Source organism: Streptomyces odontomachicola (assembly GCF_039605595.1).
Classification (GTDB): Bacteria; Actinomycetota; Actinomycetes; order Streptomycetales; family Streptomycetaceae; genus Streptomyces.
On sequence record NZ_JBCFOK010000015.1, the window covers coordinates 166,092 to 191,489 of the forward strand.

The window sequence follows — 25,398 nt, forward strand, 5'->3', positions numbered from 1 at the left end:
ACCCCTTACAGCTTCATCAGGCTGGCGTCGTCGACCGAGGCCGAGTGACGGGAGCGGTAGAGCATCACGATGATCGCCAGCCCGACGACGACCTCGGCGGCGGCGACGACCATGACGAAGAACGCCATGATCTGCCCGTCGAGGTTGCCGTGGATGCGGGAGAACGCGACCAGCGTGAGGTTCGCGGCGTTCAGCATCAGCTCGATGCACATGAACACGACGATGGCGTTCCGGCGGATGAGGACACCGGCGGCGCCGATCGTGAACAACAGGGCCGCGAGATAGACGTAGTTGACCGGGCTCACGAGCGGGCCCCCTCCTCTTCCCTGTCGCCGTCACCGGCGTCCGCGCCGCCGCCGACCTCCTCGGGAGGACCGGGCGGCGCCTGCCCGAACCGTTCGGCCGTGCGCTGCTCCAGCGCCGCGACGCCCGCCATCTGGCCCGGGTCGACCTCGCGCACCTGGCCGCGGCTGCGCAGCGTGCTGCTGACCGTGAGGTCGGAGGGCGTGCCGTCGGGCAGCAGACCGGGGCGGTCCACCGCGTTGTGCCGCGCGTACACGCCCGGCGCCGGGAGCGGCGGGAGCTGCTTGCCGCCGCGCACCCGCTCCTCGGCCTGCTCGCGCTGGGACTTGGTCTTCTCGACCTTCTCCCGGTGGGTGAGCAGGGTGGCGCCGACGGCCGCGACCGTGAGCAGCGCGCCGACGACCTCGAAGGCCACCACGTACTTGGTGAAGAGCTGCGAGGCCAGCGCCGGGACGTTGCCCTGCGCGTTGGCGGCGCCGAGCCCGATGAAGGACTTCACCGGGGTCTGCGCGAGGCCGCTGATCAGCAGGATGCCCAGGCCCAGGCCGCAGCCGGCGGCCAGCCAGCGCTGCCCCTTCAAGGTCTCCTTGAGGGAGTCGGCCGTGCTGACGCCGACCAGCATCAGCACGAAGAGGAAGAGCATCATGACCGCGCCCGTGTAGACGACGATCTGCACGATGCCCAGGAAGTACGCGCCGTTCGCGAGGTAGAACATCGCGAGGATCACCATGGTCCCGGCGAGGCACAGCGCCGCGTGCACGGCCCTGCGCAGCAGCACGGTGCCGAGCGCGCCGAGCACCGCGACGCTGCCGAGCACCCAGAACTGGAAGGTCTCGCCGGTGGAGACGGCGGTCTGCGCCGCCAGCGTGCCGGTCATGAACGCGCCTCCCCGCCCCGGGAGCCGGCGCCGGTTGCGCTCGCCGGGTGGATGCCCGTCGGGTCGGCGCCGGAGGCACCGGTCCCCTCCGCGTGCGAGTGGGCCGGGGACGCCGCCGCCGGTTCCTCGGCGCCGTAGGTGTCGGCCGACTCCTGGGGTACGCCGGTGTCGTGCGGCGTCTGCTGGACCGTGCCGGGCGCGGCCTCGGTGACCAGACCCCGGTAGTAGTCCTGCTCGGTCATGCCGGGGAAGATCGCGTGCGGCGAGTCGACCATGTTCTCGTCCAGGCCCGCGAGCAGCTCCTCCTTGGTGTAGATGAGCGACTCGCGGGAGGAGTCGGCGAGTTCGTACTCGTTCGTCATGGTCAGCGCCCTGGTCGGGCACGCCTCGACGCACAGGCCGCACAGGATGCAGCGCAGGTAGTTGATCTGGTAGACGCGGCCGTAGCGCTCGCCCGGGGAGTAGCGCTCCTCCTCGGTGTTGTCCGCGCCCTCCACGTAGATCGCGTCGGCCGGACAGGCCCAGGCGCACAGCTCGCAGCCCACGCACTTCTCCAGCCCGTCCGGGTGCCGGTTGAGCTGGTGCCGTCCGTGGAAGCGGGGCGCCGTGGGCTTCTTGTACTCGGGGTACTGCTCGGTCAGCCGCTTCTTGAACATGTCCTTGAAGGTCACGCCGAAGCCGGCCACGGGATTGTCAGGCACCGTCGGCCCCCTTCTCGCCGTTGTTCTCACCGTTGTCGCCGCCGGCTCCGCCGGCCGCGCCGCCGCCCGTACCGACGAGCGAGCGCTCGCCGCTCTCCGCGCGCGACCGCCTGCGCGGCACCGGCGGAAGCGTCTGCCCTGGCAGGGGCGGTACGGGATAGCCGCCCGCCATCGGGTCGAAGACCTCGTGCTCCGCCTTGGCGCGCGCCTCCTCGGCCTCCCGCTCCTCCTGCCTGCCGCGGTAGAGGTCCGCGACGAAGGAGAGGATCACGATCACCAGGGCCGCGCCGCCGACCCAGTAGAGCAATTCGCTGGTCTGCAGCAGGCCCTCCCTGCGCATCGCCCGCACGGTGGCCACGAGCATCAGCCACACCAGCGAGATGGGGATGAGCACCTTCCAGCCCAGCTTCATGAACTGGTCGTAGCGGGTGCGCGGCAGCGTGCCGCGGATCCACACGAAGAAGAAGAGCATCAGGTTGAGCTTGATGAAGAACCACAGGAGCGGCCACCAGCCGTGGTTGGCGCCCTCCCACCAGGTGGAGATCGGCGCCGGGGCCCGCCAGCCGCCCAGGAAGAGGGTGACCGCGAGGGCCGAGACGGTGACCATGTGGATGTACTCGGCGAGCATGAACATCGCGAACTTGATCGAGCTGTACTCGGTCTGGAAGCCCGCGACCAGGTCGCCCTCCGACTCCGGCATGTCGAACGGAGCGCGGTGCGCCTCGCCGACCATCGACACCATGTAGATCAGGAACGACACCGGCAGCAGACACGCGAACCACGTGTTGCCCTGCGCCGAGACGATCGACGAGGTCGACATCGACCCGGAGTAGAGGAAGACCGCGGCGAAGCTGAGCCCCATCGCGATCTCGTACGAGATGATCTGGGCCGTCGCGCGCACGCCGCCGAGCAGCGGGTACGTGGACCCGGACGACCATCCCGCGAGCACCACGCCGTACGCGGCGATCGAGGAGGTCGCCAGGATGTAGAGCGCGGCCACCGGCAGGTCGGTGAGCTGCATCGCGGTGCGGGTGCCGAAGATCGAGACCTCGTTGCCCGCGGGCCCGAAGGGGATCACGGCGATGGCCATGAAGGCGGGGATCGCGCCGAGCACCGGCGCGAGGATGTAGACCGCCTTGTCGGAGCCCTTCACCACGACGTCTTCCTTGAGCATCAGCTTGATGCCGTCGGCGAGGGACTGGAGCATGCCCCAGGGGCCGTGTCTGTTGGGCCCGATGCGCAGCTGCATCCAGGCCACGACCTTGCGCTCCATGACGATGGAGATCAGCACGGTCACCATCAGGAAGGCGAAGCAGAACACCGCCTTGATGGCGATCAGCCACCACGGGTCGGTGCCGAACATGGAGAGGTCCTCCGCGGCGAGCACGTGCGTCGCCGTCGTCGCAGCCGTCGCGGTCATTCCGCCACCTCCTGCGCGGCGCCCTGCCGCGCGCCTGCCGTGGTCTGCGCGTCTGCCGGGGCCTTGTCGCCCGCCGTGATCTGCACGAGCTGGCCCGGGCGCGCGCCCAGGTCCGCGTACACGCCGCCGCCCGTCGAGTTGAGCGGGAGCCACACCACGCGGTCCGGCATCTCCGTGACGGCCAGCGGGAGCTGGAGCGATCCGGCGGGCCCGGAGACCCGCAGCAGGCCGCCGTCGGCGACCCCGGTCTCGGCGGCCGTCGCGGGCGAGACCCTGGCGGGCGCCGCGTGCCGCGTACCGGCCAGCGCCTCGTCGCCCTCCTGCAGCCGCCCCTGGTCGAGCAGCATCCGGTGGCCCGCGAGCACCGCCTCGCCCGCCGCCGGCTGCGGCAGCGGCTGGGCCGTGCCCATCGGCGCCGGCGCCGCGACCGCGTCGGCGTCCGCGTGGCCGAGCCGGTCGAACTCTCCGCGCACGGTGTGCACATCGGGCAGCCCGAGGTGCACGTCCATGGCGTCGGCCAGCATGTGCAGCACCCGCGCGTCCGGCGGGACAGCGCGCCGCGTCATCTGGTCGGGCTTGAGCGCGGCCTCGAACGGGCGCACCCTGCCCTCCCAGTTGAGGAAGGTCCCGGCCTTCTCGGCGACCGCGGCGACCGGCAGCACCACGTCGGCGTGCTCGGTCACCGCCCCGGGCCGCAGCTCCAGGCTCACCAGGAAGCCGGCCGACTCCAGCGCCTGCGCGGCGCGCGCCGGGTCCGGCAGGTCGGCGGGCTCGACGCCCGCGACGAGCAGCGCGCCCAGCTCGCCGGTGGCCGCGGCCTCCACGATCTGGGTGGTGTCCCGCCCGTACCTTCCGGGCAGTTGGGCCACGCCCCACACCCGCGCCACCTCGTCGCGGGCCCGCGGGTCGGTGACCGGGCGGCCGCCGGGCAGCAGCCCCGGGAGGGCGCCCGCCTCGACGGCGCCGCGCTCGCCCGCGCGCCGCGGGATCCACACCAGCCGCGCCCCGGTCGCCGCCGCGGTGCGCACCGCGGCGGTCAGCGCGCCGGGAACGGCGGCCAGGCGCTCGCCGACCAGGATCACGGAGCCGTCGGAGCGCAGTGCCCCGGCCGCCTCCTCGCCGGCCGCGTCAAGGCCGACGCCGCCCGCCAGCGCGTCCAGCCACTCGGTCTCGGTGCCGGGGGCCGCCGGGAGCAGGGTGCCCCCGGCCTTCTCCAGACCGCGGGTGACGAACGGGGCGAGGGAGAAGGTGCGCTGGCCGTGCTTGCGCATCGCCTTGCGGAGCCGCAGGAAGACCCCGGGGGCCTCCTCCTCCGCCTCGAACCCGGCGAGCAGCACCGCGGGCGCCGCCTCCAGATCCGTGTAGGTCACGCCGTCGCCGTCCAGGTCACGGCCGGTGCCCGCCACCTGGGACGCCAGGAAGTCGGCCTCCTCGCCGGAGTGCACCCGCGCGCGGAAGTCGATGTCGTTGGTGTCCAGCGCCACCCGCGCGAACTTCGCGTACGCGTAGGCGTCCTCGACCGTCAGCCGCCCGCCGGTCAGCACCCCGGCCCGGCCGCGCGCCGCGGCAAGACCCTCGGCTGCCCGCTCCAGCGCCTCGGGCCAGGAGGCGGGCTCCAGTTCACCCGCCTCGTTCCGTACGAGAGGGGTGGTGAGGCGGTCGGGGCGCTGCGCGTAGCGGAAGCCGAAGCGGCCCTTGTCGCACAGCCACTCCTCGTTGACCTCGGGGTCCTCGGCCGCGAGCCGCCGCATGACCTTGCCGCGCCGGTGGTCCGTGCGCGTCGCGCACCCTCCCGAGCAGTGCTCGCACACGCTCGGCGAGGAGGTGAGGTCGAAGGGGCGGGAGCGGAACCTGTACGCCGCCGAAGTGAGCGCGCCCACCGGGCAGATCTGGATGGTGTTGCCCGAGAAGTACGACTCGAAGGGCTCGTCCTCCCCCGTGCCGACCTGCTGCAGCGCGCCCCGCTCCAGCAGCTCGATCATGGGGTCGCCGGCGATCTGGTTCGAGAAGCGGGTGCAGCGCGCGCAGAGCACGCAGCGCTCGCGGTCCAGCAGCACCTGGGTGCTGATCGGCACCGGCTTCTCGAAGGTGCGCTTCTTGCCCTCGAAGCGGGAGTCGGGGCCGCCCGCGCTCATCGCCTGGTTCTGCAGCGGGCACTCGCCGCCCTTGTCGCACACCGGGCAGTCCAGCGGGTGGTTGATGAGCAGCAGCTCCATCACCCCGCGCTGGGCCTTCTCCGCGACGCCTGAGGTGAGCTGGGTGCGCACCACCATCCCGTCGGTGCACTGGATGGTGCAGGAGGCCATCGGCTTGCGCTGCCCCTCGACCTCCACGATGCACTGCCGGCAGGCGCCCGCGGGGTCCAGCAGCGGGTGGTCGCAGAACCGCGGGATCTCGATGCCGAGCTGCTCGGCCGCGCGGATCACCAGGGTGCCCTTGGGCACGCTGATCTCCGCGCCGTCGATGGTCAGCGACACCAGGTCCTCGGGCGGCGGCCCCGCCTCGCCCCCGCCGGAGGCTTTGGCGTCTGAGCTGGTGACGGTCACGCGTTCACCTCCGGGTGTGTCGTTTCACGGTCGGCCCAGGCGGTCGAGCGCGCCGGGTCGAAGGGGCAGCCGCCGCCGTCGACGTGCTGCTCGTACTCCTCGCGGAAGAACTTCATGGAGGAGGCGATGGGCGCGGCCGCGCCGTCGCCCAGGGCGCAGAAGGACTTGCCGTTGATGTTGTCGGCGATGTCCTCGATCTTTCCGAGATCGTCGCGGGTGGCCTTGCCCTCCTCGATGTCCCGCAGCAACTGGACCAGCCAGTACGTGCCTTCGCGGCAGGGCGTGCACTTGCCGCAGGACTCGTGCGCGTAGAACTCCGTCCAGCGCAGCACGGCCCGCACCACGCAGGTCGTCTCGTCGAAGCACTGGAGCGCCTTGGTGCCGAGCATCGACCCGGCCTCCCCGACGCCCTCGTAGTCCAGCGGCACGTCGAGGTGCTCGTCGGTGAGCATCGGGGTCGAGGAGCCGCCCGGGGTCCAGAACTTGAGCCTGTGCCCCTTGCGCATCCCGCCGCTCATCTCCAGGAGCTGGCGCAGCGTGATGCCGAGCGGCGCCTCGTACTGGCCAGGGCCCGCGACGTGCCCGCTGAGCGAGTACAGCGTGAAGCCAGGGGACTTCTCGCTGCCCATCGAGCGGAACCACTCCTTGCCCTTGAGGACCAGGGCCGGCACCGAGGCGATGGACTCGACGTTGTTCACCACCGTGGGGCACGCGTACAGACCGGCGACCGCCGGGAAGGGCGGGCGCAGCCTCGGCTGGCCGCGGCGCCCCTCCAGCGAGTCGAGCAGCGCGGTCTCCTCGCCGCAGATGTACGCGCCCGCTCCGGCGTGCACGGTGAGCTCCAGGTCCTTGCCCGGGCCGAGCGCATCTTTGCCGAGATATCCGGCTTCGTACGCCTCGCGGACCGCCTCGTGCAGGCGCCGGAGCACCGGTACGACCTCGCCGCGCAGGTAGACGAACGCGTGCGAGGAGCGGATCGCGTGGCAGGCGATCGCGATGCCCTCGATGAGGGAGTGCGGGTTGGCGTAGAGGAGGGGGATGTCCTTGCAGGTGCCCGGCTCCGACTCGTCGGCGTTGACGACGAGGTAGTGCGGCTTGCCGTCGCCCTGCGGGATGAACTGCCACTTCATGCCCGTCGGGAAGCCCGCGCCGCCGCGGCCGCGCAGGCCCGCGTCCTTCACGTACGCGATGAGGTCGTCGGGCTGCATGTCCAGGGCCTTGCTCAGGCCCTGATAGCCCTCGTGTCTCCGGTACGTCGCCAGCGTCCACGGCTCGGGCTCGTCCCAGAAGGCGGAGAGCACCGGCGAGAGCAGCTTCTCGGGGCTGTTCTGGTTCACTTCGGCGGCCACCGTCATCACTCCCCCTCCTCGGCGTCGCGGGGCGGTACGACGTGGTCGCCCTCGGTCCGGCCCTTGGCCAGCCGCAGACCGGCCAGCGAGGCGGGGCCCGCGGCGCCCGTCGCCTCGACCGCGCCCGAGCGCTCGTCGGGGAAGCCCGCCAGGATGCGGGCCGTCTCCTTGAAGGTGCACAGCGGCGCGCCGCGAGTGGGCGCGACCTCACGGCCCGCGCGCAGGTCGTCGACCATGCGCTTGGCGGACTCCGGGGTCTGGTTGTCGAAGAACTCCCAATTGACCATGACCACCGGCGCGTAGTCGCAGGCCGCGTTGCACTCGATGTGCTCCAGCGTGACCTTGCCGTCCTCGGTGGTCTCGCTGTTGCCGACGCCCAGGTGCTCCTTGAGCTCGTCGAAGATGGCGTCGCCGCCCATCACCGCGCACAGCGTGTTGGTGCAGACCCCGACCTGGTAGTCGCCGGAGGGCTTGCGCCGGTACATGGTGTAGAAGGTGGCGACCGCGTTCACCTCGGCCGTCGTCAGGTCCAGCATCTCCGCGCAGAACCGCTGCCCCGTACGGGTCACGTGCCCCTCCTCGGACTGCACCAGGTGCAGCAGCGGGAGCAGCGCTGAGCGGCTGTCGGGGTAGCGGCCGATGATCTCCTTGGCATCCGTCTCCAGCCGCTGCCGCACGTCGGCCGGGTAGTCGGGTGCGGGCATCTGCGGGATGCCCAGGGGTACTTCCGCTGTCATCGGTCGACTCCTCCCATCACGGGGTCGATGGACGCGACGGCGACGATCACGTCGGCCACCTGGCCGCCCTCGCACATCGCCGCCATGGCCTCGAGGTTGGTGAAGGAGGGGTCGCGGAAGTGCACGCGGTAGGGGCGGGTGCCGCCGTCGCTGACCGCGTGCACGCCGAGCTCGCCCTTGGGGGACTCGACGGCCGCGTACGCCTGGCCAGGGGGGACCCTGAAGCCCTCGGTCACCAGCTTGAAGTGGTGGATCAGGGCCTCCATCGAGGTGCCCATGATGTTCTTGATGTGGTCGAGCGAATTGCCCAGGCCGTCGGGCCCGAGCGCCAGTTGGGCCGGCCACGCGACCTTCTTGTCGCCGACCATCACCGGGCCCGGCTCCAGCTTGTCGATGCACTGCTCGATGATCCGCAGCGACTCCCGCATCTCCTCCAGGCGCAGCAGGAAGCGGCCGTAGGAGTCGCAGGTGTCCACGGTCGGCACCTCGAAGTCGTACTCCTCATAGCCGCAGTACGGCTGGGCCTTGCGCAGGTCGTGCGGGAGTCCGGCGGAGCGCAGGATCGGCCCCGTGGCGCCGAGCGCCATGCACCCGGCGAGGTCGAGGTGGCCGATGTCCTTGAGCCGGGCCTTGAAGACCGGGTTCCCGGTGCAGAGCTTGTCGTACTCCACCAGGTTCTTCTTCATCTTCTTCAGGAACTCGCGGAGCGCGTCCACGGTCCCCGGGGGCAGGTCCTGCGCGAGGCCGCCGGGGCGGATGAACGCGTGGTTCATGCGCAGACCGGTGATCAACTCGTACAGGTCCAGGACGTGTTCGCGGTCCCGGAAGCCGAAGATCATCACCGTCGTGGCGCCCAGCTCCATGCCGCCGGTCGCGATCGCGACCAGGTGCGAGGAGAGCCGGTTGAGCTCCATGAGCAGGACGCGGATGACGTTGGCGCGGTCCGGGACGTCGTCCTCGATGCCGAGCAGCCGCTCCACGGCCATGCAGTACGCCGTCTCGTTGAAGAACGGCGTGAGGTAGTCCATGCGCGTGACGAAGGTGGTGCCCTGCGTCCAGGTCCTGAATTCGAGGTTCTTCTCGATGCCGGTGTGCAGATAGCCGATGCCGCAGCGGGCCTCGGTCACCGTCTCGCCGTCGATCTCCAGGATCAGCCGCAGCACGCCGTGCGTGGAGGGGTGCTGGGGGCCCATGTTGACGATGATGCGCTCGTCGTCGCTGCTGGAGATGGCCTGCGCGATCTCGTCCCAGTCGCCGCCGGTGACGTCGTAGACGGTGCCTTCGGTGGTCTCGCGGATTCCGGCAGGTGCGTGCGTGCTCATCAGTTGTACGACCTCCGCTGGTCCGGAGCCGGGATCTGGGCGCCCTTGTACTCGACGGGGATGCCGCCCAATGGGTAGTCCTTGCGCTGCGGATGGCCCTGCCAGTCGTCCGGCATCATGATCCGCGTGAGCGCGGGATGGCCGTCGAAGATCAGGCCGAAGAAGTCGTACGTCTCCCGCTCGTGCCAGTCGTTGGTCGGATAGACCTCGACGACGGACGGGATGTGCGGGTCGGCGTCCGGCGCGGTGACCTCGATGCGGATCATCCGGTTGTGGGTCACGGACCGCAGGTGGTTCACCGCGTGCAGCTCGCGCCCCTTGTCCTCGGGGAAGTGCACGCCGCTCACGCCGGTGCACAGCTCGAAGCGGAGGGCCGGATCGTCGCGCAGGATCCGCACGGCCGGGAGCAGGAACTCGCGGGCGATGCGGAAGGTCATCTCGCCGCGGTCCACCACGGTCTTCTCGATGACGTTCTCCGGTACGAAGCCCTGCTCCTCCAGCGCGCCCTCGAACTCGTCCGCCACCTCGTCGAACCAACCGCCGTACGGCCGTTGGCTCGCGCCCGGGAGCCTGACGGTCTTCACCAGGCCGCCGTATCCGGTGGTGTCGCCGCCGTTGCGGGTGCCGAACATCCCGCGGCGCTTGCCGATCACCTCGCCGGGCTCGTTGCCCCGCGGGGCCGGGACGCCGTCGCCGTTCACGGCGCCGTTGCCGTTCACGTGGTCGTCGCTCACCTCAGCAGCCCCTTCATCTCAATGGTCGGGAGCGCCTTGAGGGCCGCCTCCTCCGCCTCGCGGGCCGCTTCCTCGCGGTTCACGCCGAGCTTGGAGCCCTGGATGTTCTTGTGCAGCTTGAGGATCGCGTCCATCAGCATCTCGGGCCGCGGCGGGCAGCCGGGCAGGTAGATGTCGACGGGTACGACGTGGTCGACGCCCTGCACGATCGCGTAGTTGTTGAACATCCCGCCCGAGGAGGCGCACACGCCCATGGAGATGACCCACTTGGGGTTGGGCATCTGGTCGTAGACCTGGCGCAGCACCGGGGCCATCTTCTGGCTCACCCGGCCCGCGACGATCATGAGGTCGGCCTGCCGGGGCGAACCGCGGAACACCTCCATGCCGAACCTGGCGAGGTCGTACCGCCCGGCGCCCGTCGTCATCATCTCGATGGCGCAACAGGCGAGTCCGAAGGTCGCGGGGAACATCGACGACTTGCGCACCCACCCCGCCGCCTTCTCGACGGTGGTCAGCAGGAAGCCGCTCGGCAGTTTCTCTTCAAGTCCCATTTCTCAGGAGCCCCTAATCCCATTCCAGGCCGCCGCGCCGCCAGTCGTAGGCGTACGCGACGCCGATGAGGGCGACGAAGACCAGCATTTCGAGCAGGCCGAACATCCCGAGGGAGTCGAAGTGGACGGCCCACGGGTAGAGGAAGACGATCTCGATGTCGAAGACGATGAAGAGCATCGCGGTGAGGTAGTACTTCACCGGGAAGCGCCCGCCTCCGGCCGGCTGCGGCGTGGGTTCGATTCCGCACTCGTACGCCTCGAGCTTGGCCCGGTTGTAGCGCTTGGGTCCGATGAGCGAGGCCGCCACCACGGAGAAGATCGCGAAGCCCGCCCCTAGCGCTCCCAGTACAAGGATTGGTGTGTAGGCGTTCACCTATCCCCGCTCCTTCCAGTCGACCCTGCTCGTCGACGCTGACTGCCGGTTGACTGCTCCGGGCCCGTGCGCCCGCCCCACAGAAGATCGCTGCTATGTGAGGCAGTTCACAAGCCCTCGCGCAGGGCATCTTATGCCCGAGCCTCTGTGATCTGCGACACGGGGGTCGCCAACGACTTTGTGATCTCCACCACCTGACGCCGTATCACCCGTGTTCAGCAGGGGTGATGGTCGCACCGGGGGCAGCGGAATGATCACCAGCGGTCACACCGGAACGCTGAGGGGACCCTTAGCGGGCCGAGTGCTATATCAAGTGCCGCGAGAGCGAGGCAAATTCGCAGTGGACAACTTCGGCTGGTATAGGCGCGCTCTTCCTCGTACGCCGCGGGCCCGCCGACCTTGACCGTCGCGAAGATCGTGAACACCGGCACAAACCCGGACAAGCGATCGCTCGGGCACAGCCCTCGGGCCACCCGGGCGCAGCCTCCGGAGGGACCGGGCAACCTCCGGGCGCGAGCCCGCGTCCTGACCTCCGACCCCCCTCGGGCCGTGGGCCGGATCGCCGCCCGGAAACCCCTGCGGGTGACTCCCGGTATCTCCCCGTTGGTTCGTCAGCGTCCGATTTATGGGGCCACTTGGGGGCCATGGGGCCGGTATGCCGTGAGCTATGCCACGCGACCCGCGTGACAGGGGCTGCCATGTTTGCGCGGCCGTTACCCGCGTGATAACCGATCCGTCCGAACCGGACATAACAGAGAACACCGTGGTCACAGGCGCTTAGTTGGGCATTGAGGGGTCGTCAGACCCGCGAATGAGAAGATCATTAAGGCGCCAACTCGCCGTGTACGCGCCGACTGTGGCGCATCGCACCTTTGTTGAGCCGCCCCGCGCGCTCCTGCTACCCATGCAGCCATGTCCCCGAAAGCTCAGATACCCAGCCACCGGAAGCCCCGGTCCCGCAAGGCGAGCATGGCCCTGCGCGCCGGTGTGACCGGCGGCGTGATGGGCACCGTCGCGCTGACCACCGCCGCCAGCTCTTGGGCTGCCGACGCTGACCAGCAGGCCCACACCGTCGAGATGCCGGCCCTCTCCGGCGACCTCGCCAAGGGCGCCACCCAGGCAGCCGACTCCATGGAGGCCACGGCGCAGCAGTACGAGCTGCAGGACGCCCAGCAGAAGGCCTTCGAGTCGGCCCAGAAGCAGGCCAAGGAGAACAAGGAGAAGGCCGAGGCCAAGGCGCGCGCCGAGGCGCAGCGCAAGGCCGAGGCCGCCAAGGCGAAGAAGGAGGCCGCGCAGGAGCGCGCCTCGCGCAGCTCGGACAGGACCCCGCTGTCCGGTGTGGGCGACGCCGTGCAGAACGTCGGCGACAGCGTCGGCGGCGGCAGCGGCAACTCCTCGTCGCTCGTCGGCTTCCTCAAGGCGCAGGTGGGCAAGGCGTACGTCTCGGGCGCCACCGGGCCCTCCGCGTACGACTGCTCGGGTCTGACGCAGGCCGCCTTCAAGCAGGTCGGCGTCGACCTGCCGCGCGTCTCGCAGGACCAGTCCACGCAGGGCACGGACGTCTCGCTGGACAACCTCCAGGAGGGCGACCTGCTCTACTGGGGCGGCAAGGGCAGCGCGTACCACGTGGGCGTGTACATCGGTGGCGGGAAGTTCATCGGCGCGCAGAACTCCTCCACGGGCGTCGTGGAGAAGGACCTGGACTACGACCCGCCGTCGGGCGCGGTCCGCGTACTCTGACGCACACACGCTTGAGGGGCCCCACCGCTTGATTCGCGGTGGGGCCCTTTGCGCGTCCTGGCCCTCTACGAGGTGGTGGGTGACGGTCAAGCCCGGGGGCTTTGCCCACCCACAAGGTTGTGGGCATTCGTTCCGCTGGGGCGGAACGGGTGGGCACAACCGGACCGCAGCCCCCGCACCCGCGCAACCACGCACCCAACGGGCCCGGGGCACAGCCCCGTGGAGGCCCGCGCCGAGCGCGGGACCTGGGTGCGGGGTGGGGACGGCCTCGCGGCTGGCGGTCCCGGTGTGCCCGCCCGTCCCGCCCCAGCGGGACGCACGCCCACACCTCCGTAGGAGGAGCCGATGGCGGCGCGAAGCGCCCACACCTAGGAGCGGGGACGCTCCTACGCTCGCGGCGCGACCTTGGCGAGGGCGTTGATCACGCGGTCTGAGGCGTCGCCGCCCGACGGGTCCGTCAGGTTGGCCATCAGCTTCAAGGCGAAGCGCATGAGGGCAGGGTGGGACATCCCCCGCTCCGTCGCCAGCTTCATCACCTTCGGGTAGCTGATCATCTTCACGAAGGCGCGGCCCAGGTTGTAATGGCCGCCGTACAGCTCCTTCAGCGCCTTCGGGTAGGCCCGCAGCACCATCTCCCGCTGCGCCGCCGTCGCCCGCGCACGCGAGTGCACGATGTGCTCGGCCGCCATCGCCCCGGCCTCCATGGCCTGCGCGATGCCCTCGCCGTTGAAGGGGCTGACCATGCCGCCCGCGTCGCCCACCAGCAGCAGGCCCCGCGTGTAGTGCGGCTGCCGGTTGAACGCCATGGGCAGCGCCGCACCGCGGATCGGGTGCGTCATGTTCTCGGGGACGTACCCCCACTCCTCCGGCATGGAGGCGCACCACGCCTTGAGGATCTCCCGCCAGTCCAACTCCTTGAAGGACGAGGAGGTGTTCAGGACCCCGAGCCCGACATTGGACGTACCGTCACCCATCGGGAAGATCCAGCCGTAACCGGGCAGCAGCCGGTCCTGCTCGCCCCGCCGGTCCCACAGCTCCAGCCAGGACTCCAGGTAGTCGTCGTCGTGCCGGGGCGACGTGAAGTACGTACGGACCGCGACGCCCATCGGCCGGTCCTCGCGCCGGTGCAGGCCCATCTTCAGCGAGAGCCGCGTGGAGTTGCCGTCGGCCGCCACGACCAGCGGCGCGTGGAAGGTGACCGGCTCCTTCTCCACGCCCAGCTTCGCGTGCACGCCCGTGATGCGCCCGGTGCGCTCGTCCACGATCGGCTCGCCGACGTTGCAGCGCTCGTACATCCGCGCCCCGGCCTTCTCCGCCTGGCGGGCGAGCTGCTCGTCGAAGTCGTCGCGCTTGCGGACCAGTCCGTAGTTCGGGAAGGACGCCAGCTCGGGCCAGTCCAGCTCCAGGCGGTGCCCGCCGCCGATGATGCGGAGGCCCTTGTTGCGCAGCCAGCCCGCCTCCTCGGAGATGTCGATACCCATGTCGATGAGCTGCTTCGTGGCGCGCGGGGTGAGCCCGTCGCCGCACACCTTCTCGCGCGGGAACGCGGTCTTCTCCAGCAGCAGTACGTCGAGCCCGCCGCGTGCCAGGTGGTACGCGGCCGCGGAACCGGCCGGTCCCGCACCGACGACGATGACGTCGGCGGTCCGCTCGGAGGCGAGGGATTTTTCGGCGGTCTCGGCCACGAGGACTCCCGCTAAGGCTGGGTGTTGGACAGGTGAAGTCTAGAGAGAGTGGCGGTACGGGCTACGGCCGTACGGCGCGGTGCAGGGCGACGATGCCGCCCGTGAGGTTCCGCCAGGCCACCTTGGACCAGCCGGCGCCCTGCAGGCGACGGGCGAGCCCCGCCTGGTCCGGCCAGTCGCGGATGGACTCCGCGAGGTAGACGTACGCGTCCGGGCTGCTGGAGACGGTCTTGGCGACCGGCGGCAGCGCCCGCATCAGGTACTCGGTGTAGACGGTGCGGAACGGCGCCCAGGTCGGGTGGCTGAACTCGCAGATCACGACCCGCCCGCCGTGCGGCCGCACCACCCGCAGCATCTCGCGCAGCGCCGCGTCGGTGTCCTGCACGTTGCGCAGCCCGAAGGAGATGGTGACCGCGTCGAAGACGCCGTCCTGGAAGGGCAGCCGCGTCGCGTCGCCCGCGGTGAAGGGCATCCAGTCGTGCTTCTTCTTGCCCTCGCGCAGCATCCCGAGGCTGAAGTCGCAGGGCACCGTGTACGCGCCGTTCGCGGCGAAGGGCAGCGAGGAGGTGCCGGTGCCGGCCGCGAGGTCGAGCACCCGCTCCCCCGGACGCGCGTCCACCGCGCGGTCCACGGCCCGGCGCCACAGCCGGGCCTGGCCCAGCGACAGCACATCGTTGGTGAGGTCGTAACGGGCCGCCACGTCGTCGAACATCGCGGCGACTTCCTGCGGCTGCTTGTCCAGAGATGCACGCGTCACCGCTCCATTGTCACGGTGCGGCGAGCCGGACCGTGCGCCGGGTCCGGCTACGGCGCGTACGCCGCGTCCTCCGGTACGGGACCCCGTGACCGAACCCCTATCTGCTGCGGTGCAGCAGGCGCCCGCCCAGCACCGTGGCCAGGCAGGAGCCGTCCGGTGCGAACACCGCGAAGTCCGCGGCCCCGGACGGCGCGAGGGTGCGCGGGCGCGCCTCGGGCAGCACCCGGATCGGCGACCGCTCCACCGCCGTACGCACCGAGGTCCGCCGGAAATGCCCGGAAAGCGAGGTGGTGCCGGTGGCCAGCAGCTCGCGCAGCCCGCGCCGCGCGCTGCCGCCCCAGCGGGCCTCGGTCATCTCCAGCGCCGCGAGCGCCTCGCCGGTCAGCGGCTCGGTGCCGAGCTCCGCCGCCTCCCGCGGATCGGGGAAGTAGGCGTGCTCCAACAGCTCCTCGGCGCGCGCCCTGTGGAGACCCGGGGTGATCACCCCGGGCCACTCCCGTACGCGTGCGCCGGCGCCGAACTCCTCGTACAGCTCCCGGAAGGGCCCGACGGCGGCGATCCGGTCGGCGGAGACGACGAGGGCGTGGCCGGCGTCGGCCGGGCGGTCCTCATCGGTGCAGGGCCGTACCCCGGTGCCGTGGTGGATCGTCAGCATGCCGTGCCCGCCCGTCGCTCCCCCGCGGTCAGTTGGCCTCGGCGAGCTTGAGCTCGGGGCGCGCCTTGCCGGTCTCGATGGCGGTGGAGGAGAAGTGCGAGACGACGCGGTCGTCCGTCGGGTCGTTCGCCGGGTCGTCGTGCACGACCAGGTGCTCGTACGTGGTGGCGCGCTGCGCCGGCACCCGGCCCGCCTTGCGGATCAGGTCCAGCAGCTCGAGACGGTTGGAGCGGTGCTTGGCGCCGGCCGAGGAGACGACGTTCTCCTCCAGCATCACCGAGCCCAGGTCGTCGGCGCCGTAGTGCAGCGAGAGCTGGCCGACGTCCTTGCCGGTGGTGAGCCAGGAGCCCTGGATGTGCGCCACGTTGTCCATGAAGAGGCGCGCGATGGAGATCATCCGCAGGTACTCGAAGAGGGTCGCCTGCGTGCGGCCCTTCAGCGTGTTGTTCTCCGGCTGGTACGTGTACGGGATGAAGGCGCGGAAGCCGCCGGTGCGGTCCTGCACGTCGCGGATCATGCGGAGGTGCTCGATGCGCTCGGCGTTGGTCTCGCCCGTGCCCATGAGCATGGTGGAGGTGGACTCGACGCCCATGTTGTGGGCGGTCTCCATGATCTCCAGCCAGCGCTCACCCGACTCCTTGAGCGGGGCGATGGCCTTGCGGGCGCGTGCGGGCAGCAGCTCGGCGCCCGCGCCGGCGAAGGAGTCCAGGCCCGCCTCCTTGATCCGGCGGATGGCCTCCTCGGGGGTCACGCCCGAGATGCGCGCCATGTGCTCGACCTCGGAGGCGCCGAGGGAGTGGATGACCAGCTCGGGGAAGCGCTTCTTAATCGCGGAGAAGTGCTCCTCGTAGTACTCCACGCCGAAGTCCGGGTGGTGGCCGCCCTGGAACATGACCTGGGTCCCGCCCAGCTCCACGGTCTCCTCGCAGCGGCGCAGGATGTCATCGAGGCTGCGGGTCCACACCTTGTCGCTCTTCGGCGACGCGTAGAAGGCGCAGAACTTGCACGCCGTCACGCAGGAGTTGGTGTAGTTGATGTTGCGCTCGATGATGTACGTCGCGATGTGCTCGGTGCCGGCGTAGCGCTTGCGGCGGGCCGCGTCGGCGGCGGCGCCGAGCGCGTGGAGGGGAGCGGAACGGTAGAGGTCCAGCGCCTCCTCGGGGGTGAGGCGGCCGCCCGCGGCGGCGCGGTCGAGTGCGGACTGCTGGTCGGCGTTCGCGGGCACCGGCGTCCCTCCCGTGGTGGCTCTGACGGACTACATACAACCGCCCCCAGCGTACGCCCACCCCTCCGGACCACCTGCGCCAGTCCCGCGCGGGGTGACGGGGTGGGGTCGGCCTCGCGGCTGGCGGTTCCGGTGTACGGGATACGGCTTACGGCTCCAGGAGTTCCACCCGTACGTCGGGCGGGAAGCCGGTCGTGTCGCCGACCCGGCGGGCGAACTCGGTGACCCCCTCCAGCTGCCGCGGTCCGAAGCGGAAGTCGAGGGTGGTGAAGTACCGCTCCAGCACCGGCGGTTCGAAGACCTCGTAGCGCGCGGCGTGCTCCGCCACCTTGTCGACCTCCTCCAGCGACAGGTCGCGGGAGGAGAGGAAGGCCCTGTGCACCTCGCGGACCGTCTCCGGCTCGCGGGCCAGGTAGTCGCGGCGCACCGCCCACACGGCCATGACGAAGGGCAGCCCGGTCCACTCCTTCCACAGCTCGCCGAGGTCGTAGACGTAGAGATCCTGGTCGGGCACGTCGCGCAGGTAGGCGCGCAGGCCGAGGTCACCGATGACGACGGCGGCGTCCGCCTCGCGCATCATCATGGGCAGGTCGGGCGGGCACGTGTAGTACGTGGGCTCGACGCCGTACCGCTCCGCCAGCAGAAGCTGCGCGAGCCGCACCGAGGTGCGCGAGGTGGAGCCGAGGGCGACGCGTCCGCCGTCCAGCTCCTCCAGCGGCACCCGGCTGACGATCTCGCACGACATCACCGCGCCGTCGCAGCCGACCGCGATGTCGGGCATCGCGACCAGATCGTCCGCGTTCTTCAGGAATTCCACCAGGGTGATCGGGCCGATATCGAGATCGCCGTTCACCAATTGTTCGCTCAGTTTTTCGGGGGTGTCCCGGGTCAGCTCCAGATCGAGGAGCGTGCCGGTGTGCACCAGGCCCCAGTAGAGGGGGAGGCAGTTGAGGAACTGGATGTGGCCTACCCGGGGGCGGGATCTCGGTTGTGCGCTCACCTTCGCGAGAGTACGCCCGGCCGCGGCGCGGGCCCGTGCGCGGGGTGGGATACGGGGTGCCGCGGGGCTCCCCGTGAGGCTCCCTGTCGGGCTCCCCGTGGGCTTGCCGCGGGCCTGCTTCGGGACTGCTGTGGGCCTGTCACCTGCGACTCAACGGGAGGGATCTTGAACTCTTCCACCCGGCCGGTGGACCGTGCTAGGCTCCCGAGCAAGTTGCAGTTTGGTTTCCCTTGCAGTACAGAGCCTGCGGAGCATGTGACCGCGGGCTCTTGTCGTTTTCAGAGACTTCTTCGCGGGGTTCTGGAGGCAGGGCGACCCTTATAGGCCCAGGGAGGGCTTATGGCTACCGGAACCGTCAAGTGGTTCAACGCCGAAAAGGGCTTTGGTTTCATCGCTCAGGACGGCGGCGGTCCCGATGTCTTCGTCCACTACTCCGCAATCAACGCGTCTGGCTTCCGCTCCCTCGAGGAGAACCAGATCGTGACCTTCGACGTCACGCAGGGCCCCAAGGGCCCGCAGGCGGAGAACGTCACCGCGCAGTGACACGATAAGCAGCACCCAAGGAGCCCCCGCCGCAGCCTGCGGCGGGGGCTCCTGTCTTTGTGCCGCCCGGCCCCTACGAGGTCGTGGGCTGTGGTCCGTGTCCTCGCTTGCGAGGTTGTGGGCTACCGCTCCCGTACGAGGTTGTGGGCAGTCGTTCCGCTGGGGCGGAACGGGTGGGCACAACCGGACCGCAGCCCCCGCACCCGCGCCACCACGCACCTGACGGGGTCCGGGGCGCAGCCCCGTGAACGCCCGCGCCGAGCGCGGGACTTGGGTGCGTGGGGGCGGGGGCCTCGCGGCTGGCGGTTCCGGTGTGCCCGCCCGTTCCGCCCCTAGCGGAACGCACGCCCACACCTAAGTGGTCAGGGGCGATCGTACGAGTCGATCGCTGCGACCTTTTCTGCGGAGGATGACGTCTCGTCGAAGTTGTGGTCCAGCCACTCCGAGAGGAGGGTTCGGGCCAGCTCGAGGCCGATCACCCGCTGGCCGAAGCACAGGACCTGGGCGTTGTTGCTCAGGACCGAGCGCTGGACCGAGTAGCTGTCATGCGCGGTGACCGCGCGGATGCCGGGCACCTTGTTGGCGCTGATCGCCACGCCGAGACCGGTGCCGCACACCAGCAGCGCCCGGTCCGCCTCCCCCTCGGCGACCCGGCGGGCCGCCTCGACCGCCACGTGCGGGTACGCGGTGTGCTCGTCGCTGCCCACGCCGACGTCGGTGACCTCGGCGACCCGGGCGTCGCCCTTCAGGTCCTGCTTGAGCGCCTCCTTGTAGTCGAGGCCCGCGTCGTCGGAGCCGACGACGATGCGGAAGGCGCCGGGGTTGTCGGTGGCCATCTGCGCTTACCTCCAGAGGAGTCGAGGGGTCAGGCGGTGGGGAGGGCGCCCAGCACCGCCGCCAGGGAGACCGCGCCGGGGTCGGGGGTCCCGACGCTGCGTTCGGCCAGCGGGCGGGCCCGGCCGAGACGGGGTACGAGGTCGGCGGTGGCCTCGGCCGCGGTGTGCGCCTCGGTGGCCGCCGTGGCGAGGGCCTTGCCGGGGGCCGCGCCCGCCTCCAGTTCGCGGGTGAACGCGGTGACGAACGGGTGCAGGGCGTCGACCAGGGTCTTGTCGCCGGGTTCGGCCTTGCCGAGGGCGGTGACGGCGGTGAGCGCGGCCTTGGCCGCCTCGGCCAGTTCCGCGGGCGTGGGTTCGCGGTCGGCGGGGAGGCCGGCGCCCAGGGCGCGGAGGCCCGCGCCCCACAGGGCGCCGGAGGTGCCGCCCGCCTCTGCGGCCCAGGCCTCGCCCGCGGTGGCCAGGACTGCCGCGGGGGCCGCGCCCTCGCCGTGTACGCGTTGGGCTGCTGCGAGGGCTGCGTCTACGCCCTTGCACATGCCTCTGCCGTGGTCGCCGTCGCCGGCGATGGCGTCCAGGCGGCCCAGGGCGTCGGCCTCCTGGTGGAGGAGGGTTTGGGCGGTGTGCAGCGCGCGCACGGCGTACGCCGCGGTGTCTGCGCCCGCACCTTGTGCGGGGGTTGCTGTGGGGGCTCCGCCCCCTTGCCCCCCTTGCGCGGGCGTGCCGCTGGGGGCGGGTTGGGCCTGCGGCTGGCGTTCCGGTGTGCCCACCCGTTCCGCCCCTGCGGAACGACTGCCCACACCTTCGTGGGGGGAGGCGGAGCGGGCGAAGCCCGCGTCGCCCCTGCGGAAAGCTGGAGTATCAGTCGGGGTCAGCCACAGGCGTTCCAGGTCCTCGTCCAGCCACGTCACCGTCAAGGAGCACCCCGCCATGTCCAGGCTGGTGACCAGTTCGCCCACCTCGGGGCGTACGAGGGTCAGGCCCGCCTCGGCGAGGAGGCGGGAGACCGTGCCCCACACGACGTACAGCTCCTCGTACTTCGTGGAGCCGAGGCCGTTGAGGATCACGGCGACCCGGTCGCCCGCGTCGGCGGGGCGCTCCGCCAGGAGGCCCTCCACGAGCGTGTGCGCCAGCTCCTCCGCGGTGCCCAACGCGCTCTCGCGCACGCCGGGTTCGCCGTGGATGCCCAGGCCGAGGCCCAGCTTCCCTTCCGGAACGGTGAACAGCGGCTCGTCCTGCCCCGGCAGCGTGCAGCCGTCGAAGGCCACGCCGAGGGTGCGGGTGAGCGCGTTGGTGCGCTCGGCCACCCGTACGACCTCCTCCAGCGAGGCGCCCTCCTCGGCGGCGGCCGAGGCCGTCTTGAAGACCGTGAAGTCGCCCGCGATGCCGCGGCGCCGGTCCGCGTCGTCGGCCGGCGCGCTGGCGATGTCGTCGGTGACAGCGAAGCACTGCGCCGGGATGCCCTCGGCGTTCAACTGCTGTGCGGCGAGGCCGAAGTTCATGACGTCGCCGGCGTAGTTGCCGAAGAGGAAGAGGACGCCGCCGCCCCGGTCCGCCTCGACGGCGACGGAGTGGGCCTGAGCGGACGAGGGCGAGGTGAAGATGTTGCCGATGACCGAGCCGTCGGCGAAGCCGGGGCCGACGACCCCGCAGAACGCCGGGTAGTGGCCCGAGCCGCCGCCGGTCAGCACGGCGACCTTGCCCTGCGCGCCGGGAGTCGCCCGTACGACACCGCCGTGCACCGCGCGCACATGCTCGGCGTGCGCGGCGGCGAAGCCGGTGACCATGTCCTCGGTGAAGGATGCCGGGTCGTTGAAGAGCCGTGTCATGCGTCGGTGCTCCATCCCTCGCTGCGGGCGGTGGTGAGGGTGCGCAGGTATCTGTCGTAGCCCTGCGCGTAGTGGTCGACCGCCTCCTGGTCCGCGGTGACCACGCGGATGCCGGCCCGCCACTCGGCGGGGTCGACGGGCGTGCCGAGCGCGTCCCAGGCGACCCGGGCCGCGCCGCGGATGCCCACCGCGTCGTCGCAGACGTGCAGTTCGCGGCCGAGGACACCGGCGAAGATGCGCGCCCATTCGCCGGAGCGCGCACCCCCGCCGGAGGCGGTGATCGTGCCGGAGACGCCGAGCGTCTCCATGCAGTGCCTGGCCGAGTACGCGACCGACTCGCACAGCGCCCGTACGAGGTCGGCGCGCCCGGTCGTCGGCGACAGTCCGTCCAGCCGCCCGCGTGCGCGCGCGTCCACGAAGGGCGCGCGCTCACCGCTGGCGGAGAGGAACGGCAGCGCGGTCACCCCGGCGGCCCCGTACGGGGACTGGGCGAGCAGCGCGTCGAGTTCGGGGATGCCGACGCCGAGCAGGTTGAGCAGCCAGTCCAGGCCGGCGGTGCCGATCATGGCGGGCATGACCCGCAGATAGCGGTCCTCGTACGGGGTGGCCAGCAGCATCCCCGCCGGCTCGTCGGAGAACTTCGGGGTGGGGTCGTCGGTGAGGACCTGGCTCGCGAGGGTCGTGCCGATGATCAGGTTGCCCTCGCCGGGCTTTTCGAGCCCGGCGCCGAAACCGCAGGCCGGGATGTCGAACGGGCCCGCGGAGACCGGGAGTCCGGTCGGCAGGTCCAGTTCGGCCGCGGCCTTGGGGAGCAGCCGGTGCACGGTGCCGCGCGGCGCGGGCTCGGCCAGCAGCCGCCGGTACGGGGTGAGCCCGCACAGCTCCAGCGCCTCGTCGTCGTACGTACGCGAGGAGACGTCGAGGAAGGGCTGCGAGGCGTCCGAGGCGTCCACGGTGATCTCGCCGGTGAAGCGCTGGACGATCGCGTCCACGCAGTACCCGGCGACCGCGGCGCCCTCAAGACGCTCGGGCTCGTGCTCGGCGAGGTGGGCGAGGAGCGGTCCGGCCGAGCCGGGGAACATCCCCGCCCCCGTACGGCCGTGCACCCCGGCCGTCACGCCGCCGGCGGTCCACGCGTCCAGGACGCCGGCGGCGCGGCCGTCCATCCAGGACAGGGCGCGGCCCACGGGGCGCCCCTCGGCGTCCCGCAGCCAGAGCCCGTCGCCCTGTCCTGTGAGGGCCAGGGCCTCGATCTCCTCGTCGCCGCCGAGCAGTCCGGCGTCCGCGACGGCGGCCCGTACGACCGTGATCACGGTGCCGATGACCTCGTCTATGTCCTGCTCCACGCGCTGGCCCGGCAGCGTGTAGACGGTGCTGCGCGCCTCGTGCGCCGGTGTGGTGCGGCCGTCGCGAGTGATGAGCTGGGCCTTGGTGACCGAGGTCCCGACGTCCACCCCGACGATCATGACTCGGCCGCCTCTTCCGGGGCTTCCGTACCGGCGAGCACCTCCGGGTTGGCCAGGTGGTTCAGCGGCTCGCCGCGCAGGTGGCGGGCGGCCTCGCCCGCGCTGATCGCGGCGGCGCGCTCGGCCGTCTGCTGCGTGGCGCCGCCCAGGTGCGGGGTGGTGAGCACGTTGGGCGCGCTGTGCAGCGGCCAGTCGGCGGGCGGCGGCTCGACGTCGTACACGTCCACCGCGAGCGCGCCGAGCTGCCCGGACTCCAGCAGCGCGGGCAGCGGCGCGTAGTCGAGCAGACCGCCGCGCGCGGAGTTGACCAGCACGGTGCCGTGCGGGACCAGCTTCAGGTTCTCCGCGTTGAGCAGGTGCTTCGTCTCCGGCGTGAGCCGCGCGTGCAGGCTGATCACCCGGCTGCGGCTCAACAGGTCGTCGAGCTCGGTGAGTTCGACGCCGTCGGCCTCCGCCTTGGCCTTGTCGGTGTACGGGTCGTGCACCAGCACCCGCGCGCCGAAGGCGTTCAGCACGCGGGCCACCCTGGCGCCGATCGCGCCGTAGCCGACCAGCCCGACGGTGGCGCCCTCCAGCTCGATGCCGGCGTTCTCGTACGCATAGAAGTCGCCGCGCCACACGTTCTTCTTGAGGTCCGCGTCGGCCGCGGGAATGCGGCGCATCGCGGCGAGCATGAGGCCGACGGCGAACTCGGCGGCGGCGGCCGCGTTCCGGCCCGGCGCGAAGGAGACCCGCACGCCGTGCTCGGTGGCGGCCTTCAGGTCCACGTTGACCGGGCCGCCGCGGCACACGCCGATCATCTTGAGGTTCGGCGCGGCCTCGAACACCTTGCGGGTGAAGGGCGCCATCTGGGTCAGCGCGATCTCGGCGTCCCCGAGCGCCTCGATGACCTGCTCCTCCGTACCGCTGGCCTCCTGTACGCCGCCGACCGGGCCGAACGGCTCGACGGGCCAGTGGGTGCGCAGCGTACGGAAGGCGAGGTCGCGGTCCGGGGCGCCCTCGCGGAGCGCGTCGGCGAACAACTCGGGGGCGACGAAGTCGTCACCGGAGACGAGGACCGTGGTCGTGGCCTTGTCCGTCATGCCCGGTCACCCTCCTTCTGGTCTTCCTTCTGGCCGTTCAGGTTGTCGATCAGGAAGCGGCGTACGGCGTCGTGCTCGGGCGACGCGAAGGAGGCGCCCGCGAGGGCGTCCTCGGCCGGCGGGTACTGCGGGTTGGGGATGGCGACGACCGTCATCCCGGCGGCCGCGGCGGCGCGCAGCCCGTTGCTAGAGTCCTCCACCGCGAGGCAGTCGGCGGCGGGCACGCCCAGCTTCTCGGCGGCGGCGAGGTACACGTCCGGGCTCGGCTTGCCGCGCGGCACCTCGGCGCTGGAGACGGTGGCCTTGAAGTGGTGGTCGACGCCGTGCTGCACGAGCACCGCGTCGATGACCCTGCGCGGGGCCGAGGAGGCCAGCGCGATGGGGCCGCGCGCGGCGGCGTCGGCGACCATCTCGCGCGCGCCGCCGAGGAGTTCGATGCGGCCGTCCTCCAGTGCGCGGATCATGCCGTCCACCACGGAGCGCTCGGTGTCCTCGGCGGAGTCCCCTCCCCCGGCGAACTCGGTGAGGAACTTCGCCCACTCGGGCGCGCTCATGCCCTGGCAGCTCTTGGTCTGCTCGGGCCCCCACTGCGCGCCCCGCTCCGCGGCGAACGCCGACCACAGCTCTTCCCAGAGGTGCTCGCTCTCGACGAGCACTCCGTCCATGTCAAACACCACTGCATCGGCCACGGCCGGAACTCCTTAACGTTGCGGTGTTTCGTAAATTAACACTGAGCCTGTTAGCTGTCACTAGGTAAGTGGGAGAGTTAGCAGCTCTCATGGCAGCCCGGGGAACCACGGTGACCTGGGCACGGTGCAGGATGGTGTGCATGACGGACCGGGCAGCACGCGCCACGCGGCAGCAGCGACAGCAGATGATCATTGACCATGTGCTGGCACACGGGGACGCGAGCATCGCCGAGCTCACCGAGATGACGGGCGTCAGCCTGATGACCGTGCACCGGGACATCGCGGAGCTGGCCGACCGCGGGATCCTCCGCAAGTACCACGGCGGGGTCTCGGCGCAGCCCTCCACCGTCTTCGAGTCCAGCTCGGACTTCCGGCTGCACGCGCACAGCGACGAGAAGGACGCGCTGGCCCGCGAGGCGCTGAAGTTCGTCTCGCCCGGGATGTCGCTGATGCTGGACGACTCCACCACCGCGCTCGCGCTGGCCAGGCGGCTGCCGCAGGTGGGCCCGCTCACCGTGGTCACCAACTACCGACTGATCACCGAGGAGCTGCGGAACGCCGAGGACATCCGGCTGATCTGCATCGGCGGCGAGTACAGCCGCACCCACGACTCCTGGATCGGACTGCCGGCGCTGGAGATGATCGGCGGCTTCTCTGTGGACGTCGCGGTCGTCTCCACCTCGGCGATGACCGGGTCCATGACGTACCACCAGGAGCAGGAGATGGTCGCGGTCAAGCGGGCCATGCGGGAGGCGGGCTCGGTCAGCGTGCTGCTGATGGACCACAGCAAGGTGGGGCGCAGCGCGCTGCACCGCCTGGAGTCCGTGGACTCCTTCGACCACGTGGTGCTGACCCGCCCCGTGGACGAGGAGGTGCTCGCCGGGATGGCCAAGCTGACCGACGTACGGGTGGCGGGCACCGAGTCCTGAGCCGGCCGGCGACCGAGGCGCCCGGCGACCGGGGTGTCCGGCGCTCGGGACA

The 25,398-nt window shown here is 71.2% G+C and carries 24 protein-coding genes; 3 read left to right on the plus strand and 21 right to left on the minus strand.

The window, feature by feature from the left end; translation table 11 throughout:
• Positions 1-5: 5 nt before the first annotated feature.
• The 11 genes from nuoK to ABEE00_RS26190 are packed head-to-tail and all read right to left on the minus strand — an operon-like array spanning position 6 to position 10,913.
• The gene (gene nuoK / locus ABEE00_RS26140; protein ID WP_345748110.1) at positions 6-305 is read right to left on the minus strand and encodes an NADH-quinone oxidoreductase subunit NuoK; all 300 of its coding nucleotides are present in this window, start codon (positions 303-305) and stop codon (positions 6-8) included.
• Positions 302-1,180: an NADH-quinone oxidoreductase subunit J gene (locus ABEE00_RS26145; RefSeq protein WP_345748111.1), complete on the minus strand. Its 879-nt coding sequence runs from the start codon at positions 1,178-1,180 to the stop codon at positions 302-304. The genes nuoK and ABEE00_RS26145 overlap by 4 nt, the downstream gene beginning before the upstream one ends.
• The gene (nuoI, locus tag ABEE00_RS26150; protein WP_451918669.1) at positions 1,177-1,836 is read right to left on the minus strand and encodes an NADH-quinone oxidoreductase subunit NuoI; all 660 of its coding nucleotides are present in this window, start codon (positions 1,834-1,836) and stop codon (positions 1,177-1,179) included. The genes ABEE00_RS26145 and nuoI overlap by 4 nt, the downstream gene beginning before the upstream one ends.
• A gap of 37 nt (positions 1,837-1,873) precedes the next feature.
• On the minus strand, positions 1,874-3,301 hold the full coding sequence (nuoH, locus tag ABEE00_RS26155) for an NADH-quinone oxidoreductase subunit NuoH (protein ID WP_345748113.1): 1,428 nt from the start codon (positions 3,299-3,301) through the stop codon (positions 1,874-1,876).
• Positions 3,298-5,847 (minus strand): NADH-quinone oxidoreductase subunit G, encoded by a 2,550-nt coding sequence (locus ABEE00_RS26160; RefSeq protein WP_345748114.1) that lies wholly within the window; start codon positions 5,845-5,847, stop codon positions 3,298-3,300. The genes nuoH and ABEE00_RS26160 overlap by 4 nt, the downstream gene beginning before the upstream one ends.
• Positions 5,844-7,202 carry an NADH-quinone oxidoreductase subunit NuoF gene (gene nuoF / locus ABEE00_RS26165; RefSeq protein WP_345748115.1) on the minus strand — a complete coding sequence of 453 codons (1,359 nt, stop codon included), beginning with the start codon at positions 7,200-7,202 and terminating at the stop codon, positions 5,844-5,846. The genes ABEE00_RS26160 and nuoF overlap by 4 nt, the downstream gene beginning before the upstream one ends.
• The gene (gene nuoE, locus ABEE00_RS26170) at positions 7,202-7,933 is read right to left on the minus strand and encodes an NADH-quinone oxidoreductase subunit NuoE (protein WP_345748116.1); all 732 of its coding nucleotides are present in this window, start codon (positions 7,931-7,933) and stop codon (positions 7,202-7,204) included. The genes nuoF and nuoE overlap by 1 nt, the downstream gene beginning before the upstream one ends.
• Positions 7,930-9,255, minus strand: coding sequence for an NADH-quinone oxidoreductase subunit D (locus ABEE00_RS26175; protein WP_345748117.1), 1,326 nt, complete (start codon positions 9,253-9,255; stop codon positions 7,930-7,932). The genes nuoE and ABEE00_RS26175 overlap by 4 nt, the downstream gene beginning before the upstream one ends.
• Complete coding sequence (locus tag ABEE00_RS26180; RefSeq protein WP_345748118.1) at positions 9,255-9,989, minus strand: NADH-quinone oxidoreductase subunit C; 735 nt, start codon at positions 9,987-9,989, stop codon at positions 9,255-9,257. Before ABEE00_RS26180 ends, ABEE00_RS26175 begins: the two co-directional genes overlap by 1 nt.
• On the minus strand, positions 9,986-10,540 hold the full coding sequence (locus ABEE00_RS26185; protein ID WP_345748119.1) for a NuoB/complex I 20 kDa subunit family protein: 555 nt from the start codon (positions 10,538-10,540) through the stop codon (positions 9,986-9,988). The genes ABEE00_RS26180 and ABEE00_RS26185 overlap by 4 nt, the downstream gene beginning before the upstream one ends.
• A 13-nt stretch (positions 10,541-10,553) precedes the next feature.
• A complete protein-coding gene (locus ABEE00_RS26190; RefSeq protein WP_345748120.1) occupies positions 10,554-10,913 on the minus strand; it encodes an NADH-quinone oxidoreductase subunit A in 360 nt (119 codons plus the stop codon).
• Between the two features lie 912 nt (positions 10,914-11,825).
• On the opposite strand from ABEE00_RS26190, the gene ABEE00_RS26195 reads away from it, so the two are divergent.
• Positions 11,826-12,653, plus strand: a complete 828-nt coding sequence (locus ABEE00_RS26195) for a C40 family peptidase (RefSeq protein ID WP_345748121.1) — start codon at positions 11,826-11,828, stop codon at positions 12,651-12,653.
• 386 nt (positions 12,654-13,039) lie between these two features.
• Here the strand turns inward: ABEE00_RS26195 and ABEE00_RS26200 are convergent, their stop codons facing one another.
• The 5 genes from ABEE00_RS26200 to ABEE00_RS26220 form a co-directional block, all read right to left on the minus strand.
• Positions 13,040-14,338: a geranylgeranyl reductase family protein gene (locus ABEE00_RS26200; RefSeq protein ID WP_345748122.1), complete on the minus strand. Its 1,299-nt coding sequence runs from the start codon at positions 14,336-14,338 to the stop codon at positions 13,040-13,042.
• A 61-nt stretch (positions 14,339-14,399) separates the two neighbouring features.
• Positions 14,400-15,095 carry a demethylmenaquinone methyltransferase gene (locus ABEE00_RS26205; RefSeq protein ID WP_345748123.1) on the minus strand — a complete coding sequence of 232 codons (696 nt, stop codon included), beginning with the start codon at positions 15,093-15,095 and terminating at the stop codon, positions 14,400-14,402.
• Between the two features lie 97 nt (positions 15,096-15,192).
• Positions 15,193-15,750: a hypothetical protein gene (locus ABEE00_RS26210; RefSeq protein ID WP_345748124.1), complete on the minus strand. Its 558-nt coding sequence runs from the start codon at positions 15,748-15,750 to the stop codon at positions 15,193-15,195.
• 28 nt (positions 15,751-15,778) lie between these two features.
• On the minus strand, positions 15,779-16,975 hold the full coding sequence (gene mqnC / locus ABEE00_RS26215) for a cyclic dehypoxanthinyl futalosine synthase (RefSeq protein ID WP_345748125.1): 1,197 nt from the start codon (positions 16,973-16,975) through the stop codon (positions 15,779-15,781).
• Positions 16,976-17,123: 148 nt separating this feature from the next.
• On the minus strand, positions 17,124-17,975 hold the full coding sequence (locus ABEE00_RS26220; RefSeq protein ID WP_345748126.1) for a menaquinone biosynthetic enzyme MqnA/MqnD family protein: 852 nt from the start codon (positions 17,973-17,975) through the stop codon (positions 17,124-17,126).
• A gap of 339 nt (positions 17,976-18,314) precedes the next feature.
• Here ABEE00_RS26220 and ABEE00_RS26225 point away from each other — a divergent pair, with 339 nt between their 5' ends.
• A complete protein-coding gene (locus tag ABEE00_RS26225) occupies positions 18,315-18,518 on the plus strand; it encodes a cold-shock protein (protein ID WP_180931495.1) in 204 nt (67 codons plus the stop codon).
• A gap of 362 nt (positions 18,519-18,880) precedes the next feature.
• Here ABEE00_RS26225 and ABEE00_RS26230 read toward each other — a convergent pair whose 3' ends face one another.
• The 5 genes from ABEE00_RS26230 to ABEE00_RS26250 are packed head-to-tail and all read right to left on the minus strand — an operon-like array spanning position 18,881 to position 24,417.
• Positions 18,881-19,354, minus strand: a complete 474-nt coding sequence (locus ABEE00_RS26230) for a ribose-5-phosphate isomerase (RefSeq protein WP_345748127.1) — start codon at positions 19,352-19,354, stop codon at positions 18,881-18,883.
• A 29-nt stretch (positions 19,355-19,383) separates the two neighbouring features.
• Positions 19,384-21,180 carry a dihydroxyacetone kinase family protein gene (locus ABEE00_RS26235; RefSeq protein WP_345748128.1) on the minus strand — a complete coding sequence of 599 codons (1,797 nt, stop codon included), beginning with the start codon at positions 21,178-21,180 and terminating at the stop codon, positions 19,384-19,386.
• On the minus strand, positions 21,177-22,646 hold the full coding sequence (locus ABEE00_RS26240) for an FGGY-family carbohydrate kinase (RefSeq protein WP_345748129.1): 1,470 nt from the start codon (positions 22,644-22,646) through the stop codon (positions 21,177-21,179). The genes ABEE00_RS26235 and ABEE00_RS26240 overlap by 4 nt, the downstream gene beginning before the upstream one ends.
• Positions 22,643-23,728 (minus strand): 2-hydroxyacid dehydrogenase, encoded by a 1,086-nt coding sequence (locus tag ABEE00_RS26245; protein WP_345748130.1) that lies wholly within the window; start codon positions 23,726-23,728, stop codon positions 22,643-22,645. The genes ABEE00_RS26240 and ABEE00_RS26245 overlap by 4 nt, the downstream gene beginning before the upstream one ends.
• On the minus strand, positions 23,725-24,417 hold the full coding sequence (locus tag ABEE00_RS26250) for an HAD family hydrolase (RefSeq protein WP_345748131.1): 693 nt from the start codon (positions 24,415-24,417) through the stop codon (positions 23,725-23,727). The genes ABEE00_RS26245 and ABEE00_RS26250 overlap by 4 nt, the downstream gene beginning before the upstream one ends.
• Before the next feature lie 140 nt (positions 24,418-24,557).
• Here ABEE00_RS26250 and ABEE00_RS26255 point away from each other — a divergent pair, with 140 nt between their 5' ends.
• Positions 24,558-25,346: a DeoR/GlpR family DNA-binding transcription regulator gene (locus tag ABEE00_RS26255; protein ID WP_345748132.1), complete on the plus strand. Its 789-nt coding sequence runs from the start codon at positions 24,558-24,560 to the stop codon at positions 25,344-25,346.
• The last annotated feature ends 52 nt before the right edge of the window (positions 25,347-25,398 follow it).